Genomic DNA, 20,808 nt, shown 5'->3' on the forward strand with positions numbered 1-20,808 from the left:
TGTTTGACCGTGAAAAATTTCTCCCATCCCCTTTGTTCGTATAAATAGAAAAAGACCTTGCAGTTTGGCTGCAAGGTCTTTTCACATTCGTGAAGGCACTGCGATTGAATTAGTCTTCAACATACCGCCAAAATGTCCCATACTTTGCTGGAAGCTGTTCTACCTTTTGAAGTAAAAGCAGTTGTTTCATTTCCCGCTCTACTTGAGTGATTGTCATATTATAAACTACTGCGATTTCTTTAGAAGCTACTAGTTTAAAATACTCTAGAAATTTCTCTATAGGGGGCGGCTGATTTTTTTCAGGCTCTTCAGAGAGCATTTCTTCAAGAATTTGCACATAGACTTCATACGGGTATGGCCCAGTAATTTTAATACCTTCATCCTCGGCATTCTCGTTAAAAAATACCAGCGTCGGTATTTCTTGTACCTCCATCTCGGTGGTGATTTTTAAGTCACACTGGAATGCTTTAGCCGCACTTTCAGAATGAAAATCAGATATGAACTCCTCTACATCTAATCCTGCATTTTTAGCACAGGATGTTAACACTTCGATATGGGAGATGTTTTGTTTATCAATAAAAAGTTTTTCTTGCAGCTTGCGAAGAAACCGTATACCCGCTCGTCTGCCCTGCAGCTCAGCTGCCTTTATTGCCACTGATGCTATATAAGGGGAAGCGACTGGATTTTCTAACCAAAGGCTTCCATCACAGGACATCCCTGACCTGCTTGCTGTCTTTTCCCATAATTCCGCAATTACTTCATGATTTTTCTTTTTGCTGACATTTAAATTTGCAATACGACCACTTAAAACATGTTTTATGGAAAAATATCTGCCATATTCAATGTGCAATTTTTTTAAGATAGGCTCAAGTGCCCAACACTCTGGGCATAAAGGATCAATGAACATATATATTTCAAGCGGCTTCTTGTCATAACTGTAGGAGTTTGGCTTTGAAGTGAACCCGGGATTACTCACGAATTTTCACCCGGTATCTCACTGTCATCAGGCTTATTAATCATGTGCTGAGCAGTAAGATAGAGCCTAGAATAAAAATCATCCCTGAAAGGACCCTCTAAACCAGTCTTGTCCATCGCTTGGGCCATGCATGAAAGCCATGCTTTTGCACGAGCAGGAGTAATGGGAAAAGGCAAATGTCGTGCACGCATCATCGGATGACCATGCTCCTCTGTATACAAAGGTGGTCCTCCCAAATATTGTGTTAGAAATTGCTTTTGTTTTCGGGCAATTTCTGAAAAATCATTTGGAAAGATTGGAGCAAGATCAGGATGTTGTGCAACTAGACCATAAAAAGTATCCACGAGGCGATGTAAAGTATCTTCGCCAAGGGCCTCATATGGAGTAGGCTTTTTCTCATTCATGTTGACAACTCCTTTAAATATGTTTGTATCTTTATTTTATCAATGCCAATTTCATATCTCAAATAAACCGCTTATAATTTTGCTGGTAAAACCGAGCAATCTTATTTTGAGTTTTTCGTATAGGTATATCATATTGCTTGAGTAGTTCTTGGAATACAAGTTGCCCAGTTTGAAAATCTTCCACTTCATATTCAACCTCATAGTCTTCTTTTTTTAAATAAAAGCTATGATCCAATACAAGTAAACCCTCTTTGTAGGGGAATTCAGCCCTTTTGGTTGTGAGAGATCCAAAATATACAATTGTATTAAAAGCTATTTTTAATTGTTCTATTCGTTCTTGAACGATTCCCTTAGGGAATATCTGGTGTTGAGTGGCGGCCTTGAACTCAACTGTTGATAACTGTTGTGTAGTTTCTAAAAGTCCAACAGCAGCCGGTTGTTTTAACGTTAATTCAAAGCGATTATTCTTTTCTCTGATTCTTAAGGCAGAACCTAAATTCTTTAATGCAAAATCAGGTGTGTCAAAGTAATGGTTTGATTGCTTGACAATATCTTTTCCCTCAACATTAAATGTCTTAAGAAGATTTTCATATTCGACTTTTGTAAGTAAATTCTTAAATTCAATTTCGATTATCTCTGACATCAGGTCCATTCCTTTCCTAACATATATTTATTGTATCTTAGCTTTAAGATAAACCGCAATCTTGGGAGAAATGGATAGATTATGCTAAAATAAGGGAGTGAATAGTGGAGGTAAAAAGGATGAATAAAAGAATAACGATTAATAAAGCAAACTTTTCGGATAGTAAGTTATATTTACAAGCAAGTGAGTCCATTAGTGGGTTAAGCCCTGCAGAACAAATTCTTGTTGATTCTAAAGAATTTTCTTTTGTTTATTTAATGGAAAATCAAGAGGGTTATACATATATCGACATGAAAGAACCAATTTGGCCATTGTTAAAAAAAGTATTGGAACAACCGATTCCCGTGTGGATTCTTTTTGAGGATGAACAATTGGAATTAACTAATTTCTATGAGGAATTAACTGAACTAATAAACAACATAAGAGGCAATAGTAATTATGGTGCAGAAATGGTCACAAAAGTAGAAGAGATTTTTTAAACATATAATAGTTGTCATTGGGGTGGAATGATGAAGCATTGGGACCAGTTTTTAGCTCCATATAAACAGGCAGTGTCAGAGCTGAAAATAAAATTAAAAGGGATGAGAGGACAATTTGAGCTAGATTCCAGCCATTCACCTATTGAATTTGTGACGGGGAGAGTTAAGCCAATTGCAAGTATCCTTGATAAAGCAAATCAAAAAGGTATTCCACTAGATAGATTGGAAGAAGAAATGCAGGATATTGCTGGAATGAGAATCATGTGTCAATTTGTGGACGACATTCATCATGTTGTTAGCTTATTAAGAAATCGAAATGATCTTCAAATTGTTGAGGAAAGGGATTATATTTCACACAAAAAGACCAGTGGATATCGCTCTTACCATGTAGTTATCATGTATCCTGTCCAAACGATTCATGGAGAAAAAAGGATTCTTGCTGAAATACAAATAAGAACACTTGCGATGAACTTTTGGGCAACAATTGAACACACTTTAAGTTATAAATATAAAGGGATTTTCCCAACTGATATTCAAATGAGGCTGCAGCGAGCTGCGGAAGCAGCATTTAGATTAGATGAAGAAATGTCATTAATTCGTGGTGAAATCCAAGAGGCACAAGCGTTTTTCACTAGAAATAAAGAGTTTAAACAAGAGGAGAAAAGCTGATAAAGCTTTTGTAAATCTCAGTACAAGGAGTATACGATGATGAAATTTGCCATTACATCCAAAGGAGATCAAAAGTCGAATATCTTAATGCACAAGATGAGAACGTATTTACTTGACTTTGATCTTGTTTACGACGAGGACCAGCCAGATATTGTCGTCTCAATAGGGGGTGACGGGACACTTCTATATGCTTTTCACCGCTACAGCAGCCGCTTGGATAAGACCGCTTTCGTGGGGATTCATACTGGCCATCTGGGTTTTTATGCAGACTGGACACCTGATGAAATTGAGAAGCTTGTCATTGCGATTGCCAAAACACCATATCAGGTTGTTGAATATCCGTTAATTGAAGTAATCATCCGTTACCAGCATGCAGGTAAAGAATCCAGATATCTTGCCCTAAATGAATCAACTGTCAAAAGTGTTGAAGGGACATTGGTTATGGATGTGGAAATACGCGGCCAGCACTTTGAACGGTTTCGAGGTGATGGTTTATGTGTTTCGACACCATCTGGCAGTACGGCTTATAATAAAGCACTTGGAGGCGCTATTATCCATCCATCGATATCGGCATTACAGGTTGCAGAGATGGCTTCAATAAATAATCGCGTGTTTCGAACGGTTGGATCACCGCTAATCCTGCCATCCCATCATACTTGTATGCTGAAACCGGTTAATAGGGTGGATTTCCAAGTAACGGTTGATCATCTTACTTTACTTCATAAGGATGTAAAATCTATTCAATTTAGGGTGCCAGATGAAAAAATTCGCTTTGCTCGGTTTCGTCCATTTCCTTTTTGGAAGAGGGTCCATGATTCATTTATATCGGATTCCGATTAATCCTATTAGCTGGAGGAAATAACATCATGATATCAGGTTTTCAACTTCAGTGGGAAGTGAGTAAACAGCAAGCAGGCCGAATGATTAGGGAATTCTTGAAAGAAGAAGAGATATCTCGAATTGCTCTAACGGATATAAAATATAATGGCGGGAAAATTCTGGTGAATGACATTGAAGTGAATGTTCGCTATATATTAAAAGAGGGTGAATTCTTAACCGTTATTTTTCCTCCTGAGAACCCAAGTGAAGGAGCAGCAGGGGAAAAAATACCATTGGAGATTCTTTTTGAAGACCAATATTTACTGGTTGTTAACAAACCTGCTGGTATGAGCACCATTCCATCGAGAGAACACCCCACAGGAAGCCTTGCAAACGCTTTGGTAGGTTACTATGAAGAAATTGGAATTAGAGCTACCTCTCATATTGTCACCCGTTTGGACCGAGATACTTCCGGGATAGTCTTAATTGCAAAGCATCGGCATGTTCATCATCTACTTAGCAAACAACAGCAAAATGGTAATATAAAAAGAACCTATGAAGCACTTGCTGAGGGTAATCTTGCACTCGAAAAAGGTTCAATCGAGGAGCCGATTGGAAGAAAGCTAGACAGTATTATTGAAAGAGAGGTACGGAGTGACGGGCAATATTCATGCACCCATTACAAGGTACTTAAAAGGTATAAAGAGTTTACACACGTTGAATTACAGCTAAAGACTGGGCGGACACATCAAATTAGGGTTCACATGTCTTTTATTGGGCACCCTTTATTAGGAGATGACCTATACGGGGGGATTCAAACGCTCATTTATCGGCAGGCACTACATTGTAAAAAGATTCATTTCCCTCATCCATTTAGTGGCAAGGATATGAATTTCACGTCAAACCTTCCATTAGATATGTATGAATTAGTAAAGGCTGACTCCTAAAAAAGTCAGCCTTTTTGCGCTTTTTGGTGATTTCCTAGGAAATTTGTCGATGCTGATAGGATAATTTACCCTATTTTTAAGCAAAGTCTTTAAATTTTTCTTCTATGTATGGCATAGTAGAATCTACAGAAACTATTTCCAACTCTGGGTACCGAAGGGCAGTTAATTTACCGCCAAAAACAGCTCCAGTATCAATATTATAGGTATTATTAATAACTCTTGGTTCTCTTACGGGTGTGTGACCATAAACGATTATAGATGTACCAGCATACTGTTTAGCCCAATCTCTTCTTACAGGAGAACCATCAGGGTGTTTTTCACCAGTAATATCACCATAAAGGACAAACGTCTTCACTTTAGAGTTTGTTTTACCGATAAATTCTTCTTTTATCCCAGCGTGTGCAATAACTAGCTTATTTTCATCTAATACTAAGTGAAGAGGCGATGTATCATAAAGTTCAATGAATTTCCTTTTAATGGATTGCTGTTCTTTTCGTGGCAGTGATTTGAATTCTGCTGCGGTTGTTTCGAGTCCGTGGGTTTCTTGAACTTTGTTCCCTAGAAAGTAACGATATAGTTTATTACAATGGTTTCCGGGTGTGTAAAATGCCCTTTTCTGCTCTTTTACAAGTCGCCATACTATTTCGGCAACCTTCAGAGAAGAGGGACCGCGATCCGTTAAATCGCCAACAAAACCTAACTGTCTGTTTTCGGGATGAGACGGGATTCCATCACTCCAGTGGTAACCCAATTTCTTAGTTAATGCTTCAAATTCTGGCAAACAGCCATGTATATCTCCAATGATATCAATTTTCATGGAATATTCCCCCTTATATTTATTTTTGGTTTGTTTAGTGATTTTTATAAATAGAAATGAAGGAGGCCATTTATGGAACAGCATGCTTCTGTAATATCTTTACTGGTGGTAGTGACGGTTGCTTTTGTAACCCCCATTATACTGCACCGATTAAAATTAAATTATATCCCCGTTGTAGTTGCAGAAATTATTATGGGACTTGTGATTGGGAAAAGCGGCTTCAATGTAGTTCATGAAGATATGTGGTTATCAACGCTCTCGACACTTGGCTTTATTTTCCTCATGTTTCTTAGTGGATTAGAAATTGATTTTACTGCCTTCACAGGAGGGAAGAAACAAAATACACTGCCAAATGGTAAAAAGGAACCGAACACTTTCTTGGTCTCAGCTATCATCTTTATTGGCATATTTATTTTTTCACTTGTTTTGTCCTATTTGTTCGTATTTGCAGGTTTTATAGACAATGCCTTTTTAATGACACTTATTATATCAACCATATCTCTAGGTGTCGTTGTACCCACATTAAAAGAAGCACATCTAATGAAATCAAACATTGGACAAATCATTTTGTTAGTTGCAGTCGTGGCTGATTTAGTTACCATGATCCTTTTGGCCATTTTTGTGTCTATTTATGACCCAGGTCAGGGGAATACATGGCTTCTGCTTATATTGTTTGCTGCTGGTGTTGTTTTGTATTTTGTTGGTAAACGTTTCAAAAATCGTCCCTTGCTTGAATCAATGTCAAAAGGGACTGTACAAATCGGCACCCGTGCTGTATTTACGCTCATAATCGTATTAGTGGGACTTTCAGAGACTGTTGGGGCAGAGAACATTTTAGGAGCTTTCCTAGCAGGGGTACTTGTCTCTCTCCTTTCTCCAAATCAGGAGCTAGTCCATAAACTAGATTCCTTCGGCTATGGATTCTTAATACCAATCTTTTTTGTAATGGTTGGGGTTGAGTTAGATATATGGTCACTCTTTGCGAATAAAAAACTATTGCTATTAATTCCATTATTATTATTGGGACTTTTACTTTCAAAGCTTGTCCCGGTTTATTTACTGAAAATCTGGTACGATACAAAGACTGTACTTGCTTCGGGTTTTTTACTTACATCCACTCTCTCCTTAGTAATAGCTGCAGCAACGATTGGAGAGCGTATGAAGGTCATTACACCGGAGATGAGTGGAACCCTTATTCTCGTTGCCGTTATCACCTCCATTTTTACGCCAATAGCCTTTAAGAAATTGTTCCCAAAAGAAGTGGCTGCAGACCCAAAGGTAAGGATTGCATTTTTAGGTGCAAACCAAGTTACACTACCTGTTTCAAGGGAACTAAAATCAGGTTTATATGAACCAACTCTATATCATACAAAAATGGAGAAATCAGATAAACTAATCTCTAATTCATTATTTGATATCGTTGAGATTTTTGATTATTCTTTGGAGACAATTGAAAAGAATATGATTTTTCAAACGGAAATTGTCGTCATTTCTACAGGCCAGGATCAGACAAATGCTAATTTGGCTTTGAAGGCTAAGGAAATGGGTGTTTCCAGGGTAATTGCTCGAATTGAAAGTCCCGAATTTGAGCAAAGTCTGAGAGAAAATGAAATTGAAGTTTTCTCATCCTTTATGTCAACAAAAACATTGTTGCGGGCATTAATTGAAGCACCAAGTGTAATGAACATTTTAACCAATCAAGAAACCTCACTATTTGAAATTAGAATGCAAAATGAACAGTACGACGGGATGACTCTAAGGAGGTTCCCATTTACTGGTGATGTTATTTTTGTTCGAATATTTCGGGGGAAGGACTCTATTGTACCCCATGGTGATACTGAGTTGCTCTTAAATGATCGTTTAATTGTGACTGGGTCAAAAGAGTATGTTGATGAGCTAAAGAGGGAATTAGAATTCTAAGGATGAATAGCCTTATGAAAGCTGATACTTTTCATTTGTTCGTAAATAGTGTAAACTTAGTACCAAGTACTAGTAACTAATATAATGCATGGAGTGGGAGGACTTTTTCTATATGAATCTTTCTTTAACTGGAAAAACATATGTAGTAATGGGGGTAGCAAATAAACGTAGTATCGCATGGGGAATTGCACGTTCGCTTCATAATGCTGGCGCACGGTTAGTTTTTACTTATGCAGGGGAAAGACTTGAAGGGAATGTCCGAGAACTAGCGGAATCGTTAGAAGCGGAAGGGACCTTAGTTCTTCCATGTGATGTAACAAATGATGAAGAAGTAGCGAAATGCTTTGCTGCAATTAAAGAAACAGTAGGGACGATACATGGAGTTGCACATTGTATTGCTTTTGCGAACAAAGAAGAGCTAAAAGGCGAATATTTAAATACTACAAGAGAAGGTTTCTTATTAGCGCATAATATCAGTTCCTATTCTTTAACTGCTGTGGCTAAGGAAGCAAGAGGGTTAATGGCAGAAGGCGGCAGTATTGTTACCTTAACATACCTTGGAGGAGAGCGTGCATTACCAAACTATAATGTTATGGGTGTAGCTAAAGCTTCTCTAGATGCCAGCGTTCGCTATCTTGCAGCTGATTTAGGGAAAGATGGAATTCGTGTGAATTCAGTCTCAGCTGGTCCAATTCGAACGTTATCAGCTAAAGGTGTAGGCGATTTTAACGAAATTACAAGAGTTGTCGAAGAAAGAGCTCCGCTAAGAAGAGCCACAACAACTGAAGAAGTTGGCGATACTGCTTTATTCCTTTTTAGTGATCTTTCAAGAGGGATAACAGGAGAAAATATACACGTTGACTCAGGTTTCCACATTTTATAATTGTAATGCCCGCTAATTTAATTAGCGGGCTTTTCTATGTATATTTTTTAAGAACGAGTATAGGCAAACTGCATACATATAGAGTGTAGGGCTAGGTAAATGGAGGTGAATTGGATGGAGAAAAAGACAAAGCGTGGACCGTTACTTTACGTCTCACAGACTTTTCTAGATACACCTGTAAAAAATATGCAGGAAGTTTTTACAAACAGGCAGGAGGTTCAGCTGCCAATTGAAGAACCAGAGCTTGAGGAAGAAAGCAACAAGAAAAAGTTCTTTGAGGTTTCACTGGCTAAGACAGAAATACCTAAAGAGCCAAAAGAAAAAGAAGTGAAACAGGACCACAATATTCAAAAAGAAAAACCCCGTACATTTAACAAAGTAAAAGGCTTTAGAGAAATGGACCTTATGGAGCGGTTAGAATACCTAGAAAACTTCCCTAAAGCATTACCGTCAGTTCCTTGCGTCTTTTATACCGAAGAAAAAAATTTACAAGGATATTTAGTTGCATACAATGAACAGGATGTAACGATTCGCTTTCCAAATCAAACAACTGAGACTATATCTTTAAAAAATTTAAAAGATGTCTTGATGATAGGCATAAAGAGGTAAACAAAAAAAGCCAGCCGGGTTATCGACTGGCTCATTTTATTACAAAGAATTAGTCACATAGACCAAGGTCTACATCAGCAATACATTGTATTGCACAGAAACAATTTAAATCAACTGTTATACAGTCATTGCTTGCACGGAAGCGATCCACTTGACAGACTCTTTCAAGGTTAATACAGCATCTGTCTCCGCCGGCAACTAGGTTAATTGGGATAAAGTTCCCGCCTTCTCTACGCCCTGGAATGAGAACACGAAGTGTTGCACAACAATTATCAAATACATCTTCTACGCGGAAGAAAATTGAAACGCAAGCATTGCCTTCGGGGCTAAAGAACGCGTGGAATGGTGAACCATCAGCGTTTTTTAATACAAATACACGAGTATCAGCACGATCTCTTCTTGCTGGCGACACCAATGAACCAAGCGGTTCTAAGAAACAACTTGGACAATCTACACAATCATCATCTAGTACAGCATTATCCTGGATGTCTTTTATAGCACGAACAACATCACATACACAGCCATTGCTGCTCCGTGAGTCACTATTTCTGCCACAACCCATTAATTACTCCTCCTATCCGATATATATATCTTACACTACTAACATATTTAAAAAGGACCAATTGGGTAACGGACAAACGCCTTTTTGACTAAAATTAGGCTGATTAAATGGAAAGGATAGAAAAAATGAACATTGATCTTTTAACTTTTATTATATTGGGATTAGCCTGTTTCCGATTAACTAGGCTTATTGTTTTTGACAAAATTACTGAATTTCTAAGGAAGCCGTTTTTTGATGAAATTGAAGAAGAAAACGAAGATGGTATTGTAGAGTTGTATTATCTTCCGAAGAGTACACCCATTAAAAAATTTATTGGAGAGCTGTTAAGCTGTTATTGGTGTACGGGCGTGTGGATTTCAGCAGCAGTTATAACTGGATACCTCTTTCTACCGTCCATATTTGTACCCATTATTGTCGTTTTTGCAGTTGCGGGTTTGGCGGCAATTATAGAATCTGTTGTTCAGCTTTGGATATAAGAGAAATAAGCTAAAATGGTTGTACGCCCGAGACAAGTTATATCTTTCTAACATATCTTATTAGTAGTAGAAATAACGATATGGGAGTGGTAATAGGGTGAATAGAGATAATAAGAAAACGCAATCAACAAAAACTACTCAAACGAAGAAAACGACTTCTAAGAAAAAAGGCTGCGGCTGCGGTAAAAAAACTCAAAGATAACTGTTAACTGCCAGAATATAATGGCAGTTTTTTTTTGCCCTCTAGAAGCTAAAAAACAAAAGTTACCGCAATCAAGTCATAATTTTTGTTAACTTCGAAAAAACTATATTGGAGTGGTGTTTCTATAATTCGGATAAGGGAAGGAAAATAAATGGTCTACATAATTCGGCTAATGTTATTTGTATCTATATTTTTAATGAGCTCTTGTAGTCAGGGGCCAAATGAGAAGGATAGCCAACTGGCTCTCATGAAAACGGTCAATCCTAACCCAACTGTTACAGAGAAAAATAAGGGCCAGGACAAAGTAGAAAAAATTGAGAAGGAAGTAGAAAGTTTCGATGAGATTTATGATGTTGCAGTTGTAAAAGGGAAAAAGGATACACTTGTTGTATATAAAGTGAAACATATGCAACGATTCAATATGAAAGAAATTGAAAAGGATTTAAACAAAACCCTAGAAAAAAAATATCCGAAGGAAAATTTCACAGTGTCGAGTGACTATAAGATATTTTTAGAAGCTGTGCGCCTAGTTGAGAGGAAGAATAATGGAAGCCTTTCTGATAAGCAGGCGGAAAAACGTTTTAACGAGATTGTTAAAATGTCATCAGATATGAAGTAAGAAGGGATGAATATCAATGGCGAGCAAGCAGAAAAATATGACGCCCCAGCAACAAAAATATCAGCAGCTTCAGCAGAAGCATGAGCTTAAAAGACCTGTCCTAAAAAATTGTATAAAGGCGTTTTGGGTAGGTGGATTAATTTGTGCTGTGGGGCAAGCAATAAGTTATTTTTACATATACTTTTTCCATTTCACAGAACAGAATGTTGGTAATCCGACAGTAGCAACAATGGTTTTCTTGTCAATGCTGCTAACCGGATTTGGTGTCTATGATCGCCTTGGACAGTATGCTGGCGCCGGAAGTGCTGTGCCTGTCACTGGATTTGGGAATGCAGTTATTTCTGCTGCAATCGAGCACCGAACAGAAGGCTTTGTATTGGGTGTTGGCGGAAATATGTTTAAGCTTGCTGGCTCAGTTATTCTATTCGGAGTGTTCTCTGCGTTTGTTGTTGCGCTAATTAAAACGCTGCTGGGAATGTGGGGGGTTTTGTAATTGTTAAAAGGGCATCAATCTTGGGTTTTTAATAACCGACCAATGATAGCGGCAACAGGTGTTTCCGGAGGTCCTTTTGAGGCAAATGGAAACCTCGCTAATGACTTTGATATCCTTCATGAGGATTTATGGATGGGGATGGATTCCTACGAAAAGGCACAAAGAGTTCTATTGGAAGAGGCAGTAAGAACCACTTTAGCAAAAGCAAAATTAGAGAAAGAACAAGTTGAATTTTTATTTGCTGGAGATTTAATTAATCAAATAACTCCCACAAGCTTTGCGGCAAGAACCATGCAAATTCCTTATTTCGGACTTTTTGGTGCATGCTCGACTTCTATGGAAGGATTGGCATTAGCATCTTTTGTTGTCAATTACCAAGGGGCAAGAAACGTGTTAACTGGAGCCTCAAGCCATAATGCTGCTACTGAAAAACAATTTCGTTATCCAACTGAGTATGGAGGTCAGAAGCCTCCGACGGCCCAATGGACGGTTACAGGTGCTGGGGTTGGCTTGATTACACAAAATAGCCCTGGACAACAGCTGCCTGTTACCACCTCGGCAACGATTGGAAAGGTTATCGATATGGGATTGTCAGATCCTTTTAATATGGGAGGGGCCATGGCGCCTGCGGCTGCAGATACCATCATGGCTCATTTTCGCGATATGGAACTAGACCCATCTTACTATGATTTAATTATTACAGGTGACTTGGGCAGAATTGGACATGACACCGCCTTTGAACTACTCGGGAAGAGTGGGCTTAAATTAGAACGGAAACAATTCCAAGATTGTGGTCTATTACTTTATAAGGATGATCAGCCGGTTCAAGCTGGGGGGAGCGGTGCGGGTTGTTCAGCTGTTGTTTTATATGGCCATATACTAAACCAGTTGCAAAAAGGAAGGTACAAGCGGATATTGGTGGTTGCAACTGGGGCACTTTTGTCACCGCTTAGTTTTCAGCAAAAAGAATCGATTCCATGTATCGCACATGCGGTGGCCATTGAAATGAATGAAGAGGGAAGGTAATACGCATGTTAGCAATGTTTTTTTGGGCATTTGTGGTTGGGGGATTGATTTGTGTGATCGGACAGCTTCTATTTGACGTTGCTAAGCTTACACCTGGTCATACACTAAGTTTACTAGTAGTGGCAGGCGCCATATTAGATGGATTTGGGCTGTATGAGCCACTAATGGATTTTGCTGGTGCGGGTGCAACGATCCCTATCACAAGCTTTGGAAATTCTTTAGTCCATGGTGCCTTGCAGGACGCAGAAAAGTATGGGCTGATTGGAGTTTTAACTGGCATGTTTCAGGTTACCAGTTCTGGTATCTCAGCGGCAATTATTTTTGGATTTATTGGTGCTTTAATCTTTAAACCAAAGGGGTAAGAAAATTTCAGAGGTTGTCTGCAGCGTGTCGCCTAGTACACTTTGAAGCTTTATCTCATATGTTATTAGTGAGACTTACAAAGTGAGGTGACACTTTATGTTCTATGGATATGGCGGCTGTGGCTACGGTGGTGGATATGGCGGCGGTTCAACTTTTGTTTTAATCGTCGTATTATTCATTCTTTTAATCATTGTTGGTGCTAGCTTTTATTAAAAAACAGCATAAGCAAAGCATCGAAAGAAGAGGTTGGCCCATATCAGTTGGCCAGCCTTTTTCTTTTAAGTGTCTAGCTCCAGAGCCCCTGGACAAGGCGCTTCCGCTTTTCTTGTTATTCTTTTTCACGTTTTTATCCCTTCTTCATACAATAACAGTAGCCTATGAAGGAGCGTGATTTTTACCATGGATAATGGTTTCTTTAAAAATGTTGAAAAGAAAACAGGCGTTAATATGAAAGATATTCTAGAATTAGCGAATTCCTTACAAAATGCAAATTTTAAAGATGAAAAAACCGTTCGCAATGTTATCCGCCGAGTTTCGCAAATTGCAAACAAACCAGTAAATAAAGAAACGGAAGATAAAATTGTGCAATCTATCGTTAATGATGGAAAACAACTTGATTTTAATACGATTTCAAAAATGATTAATAAGAAATAATTAAAAAAGACCTCTTTCCATGTTGTGGAAACAGGTCTTTTCGTTATTTTTTCTTTTTTCTCATTAAAGGTGTTAAGAAACGGGAAGGGTTAGCCTTTTTACCTCTTCGATTCTGGGGAACAGAGATAAGAAGTTCATGCTTTGCCCGTGTCATCGCCACATAAAAAAGTCTTCGTTCTTCTTCCAGTGCTGCAAAGTCGCCATTTCTTGAGCTTTCCAATGCGTAATCATGCGGCAGGCTGCCATCGACCGCTCCTATGATATATACGTTTGTGTATTCTAATCCTTTTGCCCGGTGGATGGTGCTAAGACTAATGGCGTCAGGAAAATGCTTACTTAAATTTTTGATTTCCTTGTTCATCGCCGACATATGTTCAGCATGTGACAGGAAGGCTTGAATACTCGTAAAGCTTTTTGCTGCAACTTTTAAATCCTTTAGATCATCAGAGCCTTTATCTTGTTGATTCGATTCATTTCCTCGTTTTTTCAAAAAGTCAAGAAAACCCAAGTCCTTTTCGATCGTTTCAATTGACTTAAGTGGGGAGGCAAATTTCAACGAGCGAATGAGCTGTACGGCCTTTTTTAATTTTTTTTCTTGAAAAGCATGTTTTGTTTTTAAATGTGATAGGGCCTCTAGATAGGTACAATCTTTAAGAATGCTTTCAGCTTTTAAATCCTTAAGGGCAGTCTGACTCAAAAAAAGAGCAGGTAAAATATCAGCTAATGCCTGATTGTCATCTTCATCTAAGCTTATTTTTAGAAAAGAAAGAACGCTTTTTACAATTCGCCGTTCATAAAAAGCCTCTGAATCCAAATCAATTTTAAAAGGCAGGTTCGAACTTGCTAAACGTTCAAATACAGCCCGAGAACCAGCGTTGGTCCGATATAAAACGGCAAAATCAGATGGTTTTGCTCCTTGCACGATTTTCTCTTGGATGTCGGTTACAATCATCGTTGCTTCTTCTTCCTCATCAAAAGGGAAGAAGAGGATAGGATAGGTACCGAATTCAAATTGTGCCTTCATATTCTTTACTCTTCGAACTTTATTCTTCGCAATCATCGCATTGGCAGTTGAGACAATTTCATGAGAGGAGCGGTAGTTTTGCTCAAGTGAAACTAATTTTGCATAAGGAAAGTCTTTTTCAAACTCTAACAGATAACTAGGGTCACTGCCTCGGAAGGAATAGATAGCCTGATCGTCATCCCCAACAGCACAAACATTTTTATGCTTGCCTGAGAGCAGCTTTATCAGTTCATATTGGACTTTATTAATATCCTGAAATTCATCAATCAGAAAATACTGAAAGCGATTTTGATATAGGTCGAGAAGAGAAGAATTAGACCTCAGCAGCTGATAGCATCCTATCAACATGTCGTCAAAATCAAATAAGCCTTTTTGAGCTTTATATTCCTCATATTTCTTATAAAGGAAGGCAGCTTTTTCTTCCCAATCAGTCAGCGGCTTCACTTCATGAGGAAATACAAGTGAATTCTTCCAAAAGCCAATTTGCTGAAGGGCTAAATCATAGGCAAATTCCTTTTCAGATAAATCGATTTCCTTACCAGCCTCTTTCAAAATCTTATCGCGCTGCCATTCCTTTTTTAACAGACGCTCTCCGGACCAATTACTCCCCTCATGAAACATAAGGATACGGTAAAAAATACTATGGAAGGTGCCTGTCACTAAGTTATTTATTTGTCCCTTGTTAATCTGCGGATAAGACATCAATCGATTTTTCATTTCGCCAGCAGCTTTTGAGGTAAATGTGACGAGCATGATGGTACGCGGGTCAATTTTTTCCACATTTAGCATATAAGCAGTACGCGCTGTGAGTACTCGTGTTTTTCCGCTGCCGGCACCAGCAAGGACTAATAATGAGCCTTCAGTTTCCATAACAGCAGCTGCTTGACTTTTATCAAGTATAACTCCATTTGCTGCCAGCTCTCTTAGATAGGAGTCTTGTTCAATATGGTTTAAACCTTCCGTTTTTTTAAATGGCAGTGAGCATTCGATCGTTGTTGCTGGACGGAATGTGCTGGTACTTTTAGTTGTTTCAATAATGGTTCTTCCTTGGGGGATACGAAATCCATTCCGCTCTACCATAATTGGTTCCATTTCTTCCATTACGGGTTCTGGGCATGAATGTTCCGGAGATTTTATATGATAAAAATAAGGTTCTTCCAGTATACCAAGAAATAAACGTACCTTTTCATTACATACAGGGCAGGATAATTCATTGTTTTTTCCCTGCAAATATATTATTTGATATTGTTCTCTAGCTACTTGTTCAAGAACAATCCTTTGATTTTGATGCATAGCAGTTTTCATTATTTAGCCTCTTTTTTCAAAAATACGACAAACTCTATCATATCAAAACCAGGAAATAACGAAAAGTGTCCGTCTATTCAAGAAATGAAAAAAGCACTTGCCACTTAAGGGCAAGCGCTTGAAATTAAATTTTTTTTATCATGGTTTTATGAGGAATACCAGCGTCTAAAAATTCTTCGGAAACAACCTCATAACCTAGACCAGCGTAAAATTGGATAGCATGTGTTTGAGCATTCAATTTTAATTTATGTAAATCCTTTTTGAGAGCATAAGCTTCAATTTCTCTCATAATGGCTTTTCCAGAGCCAGTATTTCTAGCTTCTTTTAATACACAAATTCGTTCTACCTTACCGTAGCCATCGACGACACGGAACCTGCCGGCTGCAATTGGTGAACCATCATGATAGGCAACAAAATGGGTACATTCATCCTCATGCTGATCAATTTCTTCTTCGGCAGGAACATTTTGCTCGTCAATAAAGACCGTTCTTCTGACAGAAAAAGCATCTTCAAGTTCTATTTCATTTTCTACAACTTTTACATTCACAGGTGATTATTCCTTTCCTAGGCGAAATGTTTCATAAACCGTCCAAGAACCATTTTCTAACTGATAGAGTAAATGGAATCGGTCAACAGTTTCTTCATGATCGAATCTTTTCATTCTTAAGGAGCCATAAACATCTGAATGCTCATCATTTGATAGCTCTTGACCAATCGTAATATGTGGAACGAAGGCGTATTCTAAATTTTGCTCACTAAATTCTTGATTGATTTCATGATGTAATAGATTTAACTCTACAGTTGGCTCTACTTTAAAATAGATCACATTATTTACTGGCTGAAAAGAGCTGATTTTAGTTGTTTTTAATGTAAACGCATTGGTATTGCTTGCTATTTGCCTTAATTTATCAGCAAAGTGAACAACATCCTCTTCACTTGCTTCAAATGCATTTTTCAACGTTAGGTGTGGAGTAATGAGTGAATAATGCGTGTCATAACGCTTACGATAGGAATTAGCTAAATCCTGTAGTTTTTTTGATGGAAAAATAACAACCCCAAATTTCATTTGTGTAACCTCCATATAAACAAGAATTTTTCTTTAATCAGTGCAGCCATGGACCTTCTTGATATTATAGCAAATATTCAAAAAATATGAAATGACCTTAAATCAGCTAAAACATCATCTTTAAGGCTCTTTTTAAATCGGGCTGCCAATATGTCCATGTGTGGTCTCCATCGAATTCCTCATAAAAGTATGTAATGGACTTGCTTGTCAGAAGAGTTGAAAGCTCACGATTTGGTTTAAGAAAGTCACTTGTTTTACCGTTAGTAGTTTGGACTTCAGTTTCCTGATTACCAACGATGTGATAGATTTCTAAAAGTCCAGTTTCTGTGAAGTTTTTGACAGAATCCTTTACCGGTTCATCAATATATGGTGATTGTAGCAGCACTTTACCAAAGGTGTGCGGGTATTGGAGAGCGGTCATTAATGATACAGTTGCTCCAAGTGAATCCCCGATCAGCGCCCTTGTTGAGCCCATCTGATAAGTTGGAAACTCGTTATCTAGGAATGGAACTAGTTCATGTGCTAAAAAGCGAATGTATTGTTGATTTTGTGCTCCAGCAGGGTGGTATTTCCTGCGGCGATCATCCACATCCTTATAGGGTATCCCAACGATTATTAAATTTTCAATTTCTCGCTCAAAAAGATACTCATCTGCTAATCGTCCAATTCTGCCAAGTTGAAAATAATCTCTGCCATCCTGGGCGATTAACAGTGAGTATTTATATAATGGTGAGAAATTTGCTGGTAAATAAATGAGAAGCTGTATGTCTTCTTCGAGCTCATGACTTTTAATTGTATGTTCTTTTATCGTGCCTCTTGGTATCTCCATGCGACAATTCCCCCAATGTTCGATTGATACAACTGCATTTTATCATAACATTGTTAGAATTGCTCAAGTGGAAAGTGAAGTTTATTTTTGAGTGAATATTAGTGTAGGAAGCGTTCTTTAGAGTGGGGATTTGGCATGATAGATAATATATTTTCCTTGCGAAAGGTACGAATCTGTTTCCGTAAAAGACAGTAAGCGCGAATGTACTCATCATTCACTTCTTTCACAAGTAATTTACGTTGTGAAATCTGCTGGTTTTCTGATAGATAAATCATCTCCAACGGAACTTTTTCCTCTATAGAACGTAATAAAAGCCCATTCATGTTAATCCCGCCTTTCTGATATCGTATACTATTATTGTATCCGAACATTCGTTCTTTATTCAAATGAATATAGATCGCATGTTCTTTTTTTAAAACTATTGACTTTTTTTTCATTTTTACTATAATTATATTTGTAGCTTAATACGACTTGTTAGCTCAGTGGGAGAGCACTTCCTTGACAGGGATGGGGTCGTTCCCGATTTTTCATATTGACTCGTTAGTTCAGTGGGAGAACGCTTGCTTGACAGGCAAGAGGTCACTGGTTCGAACCCAGTACGGGTCATCAATTTCAAGTGCTGAAATCCTTGATTTATCAAGGGTTTCAGCTTTTTTTATTTGTTTACTACAATTGTTAAACTAATTACATTTAACAATTTCTTTTTCAATTGGAGTAATAGTTTTTTTGTTAACTACTCAATTTCAATAATGAAATTTTTGCTTGCTAACATTTTGCTAACGTGAACTTTGTAGCGCCTTGTGGAAGATATCGGCAACCTCATTATCGACGTTTGGCAATAGATGCGCATAGTTCTCATACGTAATTCTAGGGTTTGCATGCCCTAATCGATGGGAAATTTTTACAATGTCAATTCCTTCATGTATGAGAATGGAAGTATGAGTATGCCTAAGGTCGTGAAAACGGATCGACTTCACATTAGCCTTTTTAATAATTCTTGCCATAGCTCGCAGTAAATTTCGCGGATCTTGTATGCTACCTGTTTCGGTGCATATAACCAAGTCTTGGTCATGAAACTGTTCTCCAAGCTGTTTTTTCCATTTTTCTTGAAGGCTTTTATGGTTTCTTAATTCATCTAAAACAAAGTCGGGAATTGGAACTTGTCGGTAGGCTTTTTTTGTTTTTAATGTCGATTTAACGACATATCCTATACCTTCTACATGAGTAAGTGAACGCCTTACCTGAATGACTTTCTTCTTGAAATCTATTGATGCCCAATCCATGCCTAGAATTTCTCCTCGGCGCATGCCAGAATATATGCCGAGTAAAAACGTTATATAATGCCTTTCATCCTTGCAATGTTCAAGAAATGAACGAATTTCTTCAATAGACCAGATTTTCATTTCTTCTTTAGTAACAGATGGTGGGTCAGCTTTTGTTGCAGGATTTATCTTGATTTTCCCCCATGTTACAGCTTGTTCCAATGACTGATGTATCATTTGGTGTATCTTTCGTATTGTACTCGTACTATATCCCTCGTCTAATTTGAGATTATAGAATGAGTCAATATCTTCAGTCGTGATTTTTGAAAGCGGTTTGTCGGAAAAAGGATTTTCCCTAATTAAATGTTTATTAATCAAATACTTTCTGGCTTCAGCTGTTGATTCTTTAATCCTTTTTTGATAATGGGTTGTAAACCAAAATTCAGTGTAGGCTGAAAAGGTTTCATTGCTAGGTGCTTTATACCCATTTTCATCTACCTCAGCAAGTAACTTCCGTGCAGCGATTTCTGCATCCTGTTTTCTTCGGAATCCTCCCTTTGTAACTTGTTTACTTTTACCGGTTACAGCATCTTTAACTCGAACTACATATGTCCAGGTTTTTCCTCTTTTATGAAAATATCCGCTCATTTTAACTTACCTCCACATTTTAAATCGTTTTAGCAGAAGGTAAGCAAGTGGTCTACATTCATTTTACCACTTGTTTACCCAAATAATAATTATTGAATGAATATGTATTTTGGAAATCGGTTTACAATTCTGTTTATGTACGCGAATCTTATAACTACCTTTTTTTATGTATTAGGAAATACTAAATATTGAAGCTAATTGATAATATTATCTATATTATTTATGAACGTGTTGATTTGTCTGTTTTTGACGTGTTAACCACAGGAAAAACTCATTTTTAAGAACACGTTTGGTTCGACCGATTTTTATTAATGGAAAGGATTGTTCTTCCATCATTTCATAGGCAGTTGGTTTTGAAACTCTTAAAATTTCAGATAAGTCCGTTGCTGTTAGCACTGTTGGGTAATCTTCAAAAGTTTTATTCATTTGTATTTCTCTCTCTTTCTTCATTTTTGATAATAGATTTACCTTTTATTAAAGGGTGGCGGTTCTCAAAAGCTATTGATTGGGATAATTCGATTGTGTATAATACCCAATTACAATTATCACAACACCCGTTAGCTACCAATTCGGTCATTTTATCACAATAATGACATTTCCAAATTTGTGAGCTGTCAAGAATGAGTTCTTCATCCTTTTCATTCTCATAACCTAGGAAATTATTATATTGTTTAGATGGAATGTTGCTAAAATGTACGCACCTATCTTCCTCAGTTAGACGTAGAATAATTCTCTCTATATTTTTTTGGATTTCCTTTAATAATAAGTGTTTGGTGACATTTAATAGCCATTTTTAATGGTCCTCCTTGTAAGATGTGTTCTTATAATAGCAGGTTCATTAAGTGTTTTTTTTGATATTCTTAAATTTTTTTGTTAAATATAAAAAATGTTACTAGGTAATAAACTTATTTGATTTTTCCTCCATCGACCCCAGCTTTTTTGTTATGATAAGAGATTTAAATCCGGAAAAATTTTGTCAAGTAATAACCGATAATAATACGAAAAATGGTAAAATTGGTTTATGTAAAATTCATTAGGAGAATAGAAATGTAACTTTAGTGAAGTGGGTCCTGTCTTTGTGATAAAGAGTAATGAATGCAAGTAAAATATGAA

26 protein-coding genes and 1 tRNA gene are annotated in these 20,808 nt (G+C 37.5%); 15 read left to right on the forward strand and 12 right to left on the reverse strand.

Going from position 1 to position 20,808, the window contains the following annotated elements; translation table 11 throughout:
• Positions 1–109: 109 nt before the first annotated feature.
• From ACY3XC_RS19050 to ACY3XC_RS19060, 3 genes are read right to left on the reverse strand one after another with little or no spacing between them, the layout of a single operon-like run.
• Positions 110–976: a ClpXP adapter SpxH family protein gene (locus ACY3XC_RS19050; RefSeq protein WP_464869921.1), complete on the reverse strand. Its 867-nt coding sequence runs from the start codon at positions 974–976 to the stop codon at positions 110–112.
• On the reverse strand, positions 973–1,380 hold the full coding sequence (locus ACY3XC_RS19055) for a globin domain-containing protein (protein ID WP_464869922.1): 408 nt from the start codon (positions 1,378–1,380) through the stop codon (positions 973–975). The genes ACY3XC_RS19050 and ACY3XC_RS19055 overlap by 4 nt, the downstream gene beginning before the upstream one ends.
• A 58-nt stretch (positions 1,381–1,438) precedes the next feature.
• A complete protein-coding gene (locus ACY3XC_RS19060; RefSeq protein WP_464869923.1) occupies positions 1,439–2,023 on the reverse strand; it encodes a CYTH domain-containing protein in 585 nt (194 codons plus the stop codon).
• 119 nt (positions 2,024–2,142) lie between these two features.
• Here ACY3XC_RS19060 and ACY3XC_RS19065 point away from each other — a divergent pair, with 119 nt between their 5' ends.
• From ACY3XC_RS19065 to ACY3XC_RS19080, 4 genes are read left to right on the forward strand one after another with little or no spacing between them, the layout of a single operon-like run.
• A complete protein-coding gene (locus tag ACY3XC_RS19065; RefSeq protein WP_464869924.1) occupies positions 2,143–2,502 on the forward strand; it encodes a UPF0738 family protein in 360 nt (119 codons plus the stop codon).
• Between the two features lie 30 nt (positions 2,503–2,532).
• Complete coding sequence (gene yjbM / locus ACY3XC_RS19070) at positions 2,533–3,171, forward strand: GTP diphosphokinase (RefSeq protein WP_179158330.1); 639 nt, start codon at positions 2,533–2,535, stop codon at positions 3,169–3,171.
• 39 nt (positions 3,172–3,210) lie between these two features.
• A complete protein-coding gene (locus ACY3XC_RS19075) occupies positions 3,211–4,011 on the forward strand; it encodes an NAD kinase (RefSeq protein ID WP_179158331.1) in 801 nt (266 codons plus the stop codon).
• Positions 4,012–4,037: 26 nt separating this feature from the next.
• Positions 4,038–4,937, forward strand: a complete 900-nt coding sequence (locus ACY3XC_RS19080) for an RluA family pseudouridine synthase (protein WP_464869925.1) — start codon at positions 4,038–4,040, stop codon at positions 4,935–4,937.
• 76 nt (positions 4,938–5,013) lie between these two features.
• On the opposite strand, the gene prpE is transcribed toward ACY3XC_RS19080, so the two are convergent.
• Positions 5,014–5,754: a bis(5'-nucleosyl)-tetraphosphatase PrpE gene (gene prpE, locus ACY3XC_RS19085; protein WP_464869926.1), complete on the reverse strand. Its 741-nt coding sequence runs from the start codon at positions 5,752–5,754 to the stop codon at positions 5,014–5,016.
• Positions 5,755–5,826: 72 nt separating this feature from the next.
• Between prpE and ACY3XC_RS19090 the strand changes: the two genes are divergently transcribed.
• The 3 genes from ACY3XC_RS19090 to ACY3XC_RS19100 all read left to right on the forward strand — a co-directional run bounded on the left by ACY3XC_RS19090 (position 5,827) and on the right by ACY3XC_RS19100 (position 9,166).
• Positions 5,827–7,674, forward strand: a complete 1,848-nt coding sequence (locus ACY3XC_RS19090) for a monovalent cation:proton antiporter family protein (RefSeq protein ID WP_464869927.1) — start codon at positions 5,827–5,829, stop codon at positions 7,672–7,674.
• A gap of 112 nt (positions 7,675–7,786) precedes the next feature.
• Positions 7,787–8,557 carry an enoyl-ACP reductase FabI gene (fabI, locus tag ACY3XC_RS19095; RefSeq protein ID WP_464869928.1) on the forward strand — a complete coding sequence of 257 codons (771 nt, stop codon included), beginning with the start codon at positions 7,787–7,789 and terminating at the stop codon, positions 8,555–8,557.
• Positions 8,558–8,671: 114 nt separating this feature from the next.
• Positions 8,672–9,166, forward strand: a complete 495-nt coding sequence (locus ACY3XC_RS19100; protein WP_464869929.1) for a CotO family spore coat protein — start codon at positions 8,672–8,674, stop codon at positions 9,164–9,166.
• A gap of 49 nt (positions 9,167–9,215) precedes the next feature.
• Here the strand turns inward: ACY3XC_RS19100 and ACY3XC_RS19105 are convergent, their stop codons facing one another.
• Positions 9,216–9,728, reverse strand: coding sequence for a CotY/CotZ family spore coat protein (locus tag ACY3XC_RS19105; RefSeq protein ID WP_464869930.1), 513 nt, complete (start codon positions 9,726–9,728; stop codon positions 9,216–9,218).
• A 125-nt stretch (positions 9,729–9,853) separates the two neighbouring features.
• Here ACY3XC_RS19105 and ACY3XC_RS19110 point away from each other — a divergent pair, with 125 nt between their 5' ends.
• The 7 genes from ACY3XC_RS19110 (at position 9,854) to spoVIF (ending at position 13,561) form a co-directional block, all read left to right on the forward strand.
• Complete coding sequence (locus ACY3XC_RS19110) at positions 9,854–10,204, forward strand: DUF1360 domain-containing protein (protein WP_464869931.1); 351 nt, start codon at positions 9,854–9,856, stop codon at positions 10,202–10,204.
• Between the two features lie 353 nt (positions 10,205–10,557).
• On the forward strand, positions 10,558–11,025 hold the full coding sequence (locus ACY3XC_RS19115; protein WP_464869932.1) for a sporulation protein: 468 nt from the start codon (positions 10,558–10,560) through the stop codon (positions 11,023–11,025).
• 16 nt (positions 11,026–11,041) lie between these two features.
• Positions 11,042–11,518 (forward strand): stage V sporulation protein AC, encoded by a 477-nt coding sequence (spoVAC, locus tag ACY3XC_RS19120; protein ID WP_179158340.1) that lies wholly within the window; start codon positions 11,042–11,044, stop codon positions 11,516–11,518.
• Complete coding sequence (gene spoVAD / locus ACY3XC_RS19125; protein WP_179158341.1) at positions 11,519–12,544, forward strand: stage V sporulation protein AD; 1,026 nt, start codon at positions 11,519–11,521, stop codon at positions 12,542–12,544.
• Positions 12,545–12,549: 5 nt separating this feature from the next.
• Positions 12,550–12,906, forward strand: a complete 357-nt coding sequence (gene spoVAE, locus ACY3XC_RS19130; protein WP_464869933.1) for a stage V sporulation protein AE — start codon at positions 12,550–12,552, stop codon at positions 12,904–12,906.
• 97 nt (positions 12,907–13,003) lie between these two features.
• Positions 13,004–13,120 (forward strand): YjcZ family sporulation protein, encoded by a 117-nt coding sequence (locus ACY3XC_RS19135; protein WP_179158343.1) that lies wholly within the window; start codon positions 13,004–13,006, stop codon positions 13,118–13,120.
• A 186-nt stretch (positions 13,121–13,306) separates the two neighbouring features.
• Entirely contained in the window at positions 13,307–13,561 is a 255-nt protein-coding gene (spoVIF, locus tag ACY3XC_RS19140) for a sporulation-specific transcription regulator SpoVIF (RefSeq protein ID WP_095249762.1), read from the forward strand.
• 43 nt (positions 13,562–13,604) lie between these two features.
• Here spoVIF and ACY3XC_RS19145 read toward each other — a convergent pair whose 3' ends face one another.
• The 5 genes from ACY3XC_RS19145 to ACY3XC_RS19165 all read right to left on the reverse strand — a co-directional run bounded on the left by ACY3XC_RS19145 (position 13,605) and on the right by ACY3XC_RS19165 (position 18,108).
• Positions 13,605–15,890: an ATP-dependent helicase gene (locus ACY3XC_RS19145; protein ID WP_464869935.1), complete on the reverse strand. Its 2,286-nt coding sequence runs from the start codon at positions 15,888–15,890 to the stop codon at positions 13,605–13,607.
• 124 nt (positions 15,891–16,014) lie between these two features.
• A complete protein-coding gene (locus ACY3XC_RS19150) occupies positions 16,015–16,437 on the reverse strand; it encodes a GNAT family N-acetyltransferase (protein WP_464869936.1) in 423 nt (140 codons plus the stop codon).
• Positions 16,438–16,443: 6 nt separating this feature from the next.
• On the reverse strand, positions 16,444–16,956 hold the full coding sequence (locus tag ACY3XC_RS19155) for a YjcG family protein (protein WP_464869937.1): 513 nt from the start codon (positions 16,954–16,956) through the stop codon (positions 16,444–16,446).
• 106 nt (positions 16,957–17,062) lie between these two features.
• The gene (locus tag ACY3XC_RS19160; protein WP_179158348.1) at positions 17,063–17,785 is read right to left on the reverse strand and encodes an alpha/beta hydrolase; all 723 of its coding nucleotides are present in this window, start codon (positions 17,783–17,785) and stop codon (positions 17,063–17,065) included.
• 98 nt (positions 17,786–17,883) lie between these two features.
• Complete coding sequence (locus ACY3XC_RS19165) at positions 17,884–18,108, reverse strand: WYL domain-containing protein (protein WP_464869938.1); 225 nt, start codon at positions 18,106–18,108, stop codon at positions 17,884–17,886.
• A gap of 211 nt (positions 18,109–18,319) precedes the next feature.
• Here ACY3XC_RS19165 and ACY3XC_RS19170 point away from each other — a divergent pair.
• Positions 18,320–18,391: transfer RNA gene (locus ACY3XC_RS19170), tRNA-Val, on the forward strand.
• Positions 18,392–18,561: 170 nt separating this feature from the next.
• Here the strand turns inward: ACY3XC_RS19170 and ACY3XC_RS19175 are convergent.
• The gene (locus ACY3XC_RS19175) at positions 18,562–19,695 is read right to left on the reverse strand and encodes a site-specific integrase (protein ID WP_464869939.1); all 1,134 of its coding nucleotides are present in this window, start codon (positions 19,693–19,695) and stop codon (positions 18,562–18,564) included.
• Between the two features lie 216 nt (positions 19,696–19,911).
• Positions 19,912–20,121 (reverse strand): helix-turn-helix domain-containing protein, encoded by a 210-nt coding sequence (locus tag ACY3XC_RS19180; RefSeq protein WP_464869940.1) that lies wholly within the window; start codon positions 20,119–20,121, stop codon positions 19,912–19,914.
• Between the last annotated feature and the right edge of the window lie 687 nt (positions 20,122–20,808).

The sequence above is a fragment of the Bacillus sp. CZDM1 genome (assembly GCF_055502545.1).

Bases quoted from the DNA above. Each gene is read 5' to 3' on its own strand.
- yjbM (WP_179158330.1), top strand. From the start codon at position 2,533: ATGAAGCATTGGGACCAGTTTTTAGCTCCATATAAACAGGCAGTGTCA.
- ACY3XC_RS19090 (WP_464869927.1), top strand. From the start codon at position 5,827: ATGGAACAGCATGCTTCTGTAATATCTTTACTGGTGGTAGTGACGGTT.
- ACY3XC_RS19065 (WP_464869924.1), top strand. From the start codon at position 2,143: ATGAATAAAAGAATAACGATTAATAAAGCAAACTTTTCGGATAGTAAG.
- fabI (WP_464869928.1), top strand. From the start codon at position 7,787: ATGAATCTTTCTTTAACTGGAAAAACATATGTAGTAATGGGGGTAGCA.
- ACY3XC_RS19105 (WP_464869930.1), bottom strand. From the start codon at position 9,728: ATGGGTTGTGGCAGAAATAGTGACTCACGGAGCAGCAATGGCTGTGTA.
- ACY3XC_RS19100 (WP_464869929.1), top strand. From the start codon at position 8,672: ATGGAGAAAAAGACAAAGCGTGGACCGTTACTTTACGTCTCACAGACT.
- ACY3XC_RS19155 (WP_464869937.1), bottom strand. From the start codon at position 16,956: ATGAAATTTGGGGTTGTTATTTTTCCATCAAAAAAACTACAGGATTTA.
- spoVAC (WP_179158340.1), top strand. From the start codon at position 11,042: ATGGCGAGCAAGCAGAAAAATATGACGCCCCAGCAACAAAAATATCAG.
- spoVAE (WP_464869933.1), top strand. From the start codon at position 12,550: ATGTTAGCAATGTTTTTTTGGGCATTTGTGGTTGGGGGATTGATTTGT.
- ACY3XC_RS19175 (WP_464869939.1), bottom strand. From the start codon at position 19,695: ATGAGCGGATATTTTCATAAAAGAGGAAAAACCTGGACATATGTAGTT.
- ACY3XC_RS19145 (WP_464869935.1), bottom strand. From the start codon at position 15,890: ATGAAAACTGCTATGCATCAAAATCAAAGGATTGTTCTTGAACAAGTA.
- prpE (WP_464869926.1), bottom strand. From the start codon at position 5,754: ATGAAAATTGATATCATTGGAGATATACATGGCTGTTTGCCAGAATTT.
- ACY3XC_RS19165 (WP_464869938.1), bottom strand. From the start codon at position 18,108: ATGAATGGGCTTTTATTACGTTCTATAGAGGAAAAAGTTCCGTTGGAG.
- ACY3XC_RS19055 (WP_464869922.1), bottom strand. From the start codon at position 1,380: ATGAATGAGAAAAAGCCTACTCCATATGAGGCCCTTGGCGAAGATACT.
- ACY3XC_RS19135 (WP_179158343.1), top strand. From the start codon at position 13,004: ATGTTCTATGGATATGGCGGCTGTGGCTACGGTGGTGGATATGGCGGC.
- ACY3XC_RS19080 (WP_464869925.1), top strand. From the start codon at position 4,038: ATGATATCAGGTTTTCAACTTCAGTGGGAAGTGAGTAAACAGCAAGCA.
- ACY3XC_RS19075 (WP_179158331.1), top strand. From the start codon at position 3,211: ATGAAATTTGCCATTACATCCAAAGGAGATCAAAAGTCGAATATCTTA.
- ACY3XC_RS19110 (WP_464869931.1), top strand. From the start codon at position 9,854: ATGAACATTGATCTTTTAACTTTTATTATATTGGGATTAGCCTGTTTC.
- spoVIF (WP_095249762.1), top strand. From the start codon at position 13,307: ATGGATAATGGTTTCTTTAAAAATGTTGAAAAGAAAACAGGCGTTAAT.
- ACY3XC_RS19180 (WP_464869940.1), bottom strand. From the start codon at position 20,121: ATGAATAAAACTTTTGAAGATTACCCAACAGTGCTAACAGCAACGGAC.
- ACY3XC_RS19115 (WP_464869932.1), top strand. From the start codon at position 10,558: ATGGTCTACATAATTCGGCTAATGTTATTTGTATCTATATTTTTAATG.
- ACY3XC_RS19060 (WP_464869923.1), bottom strand. From the start codon at position 2,023: ATGTCAGAGATAATCGAAATTGAATTTAAGAATTTACTTACAAAAGTC.
- ACY3XC_RS19160 (WP_179158348.1), bottom strand. From the start codon at position 17,785: ATGGAGATACCAAGAGGCACGATAAAAGAACATACAATTAAAAGTCAT.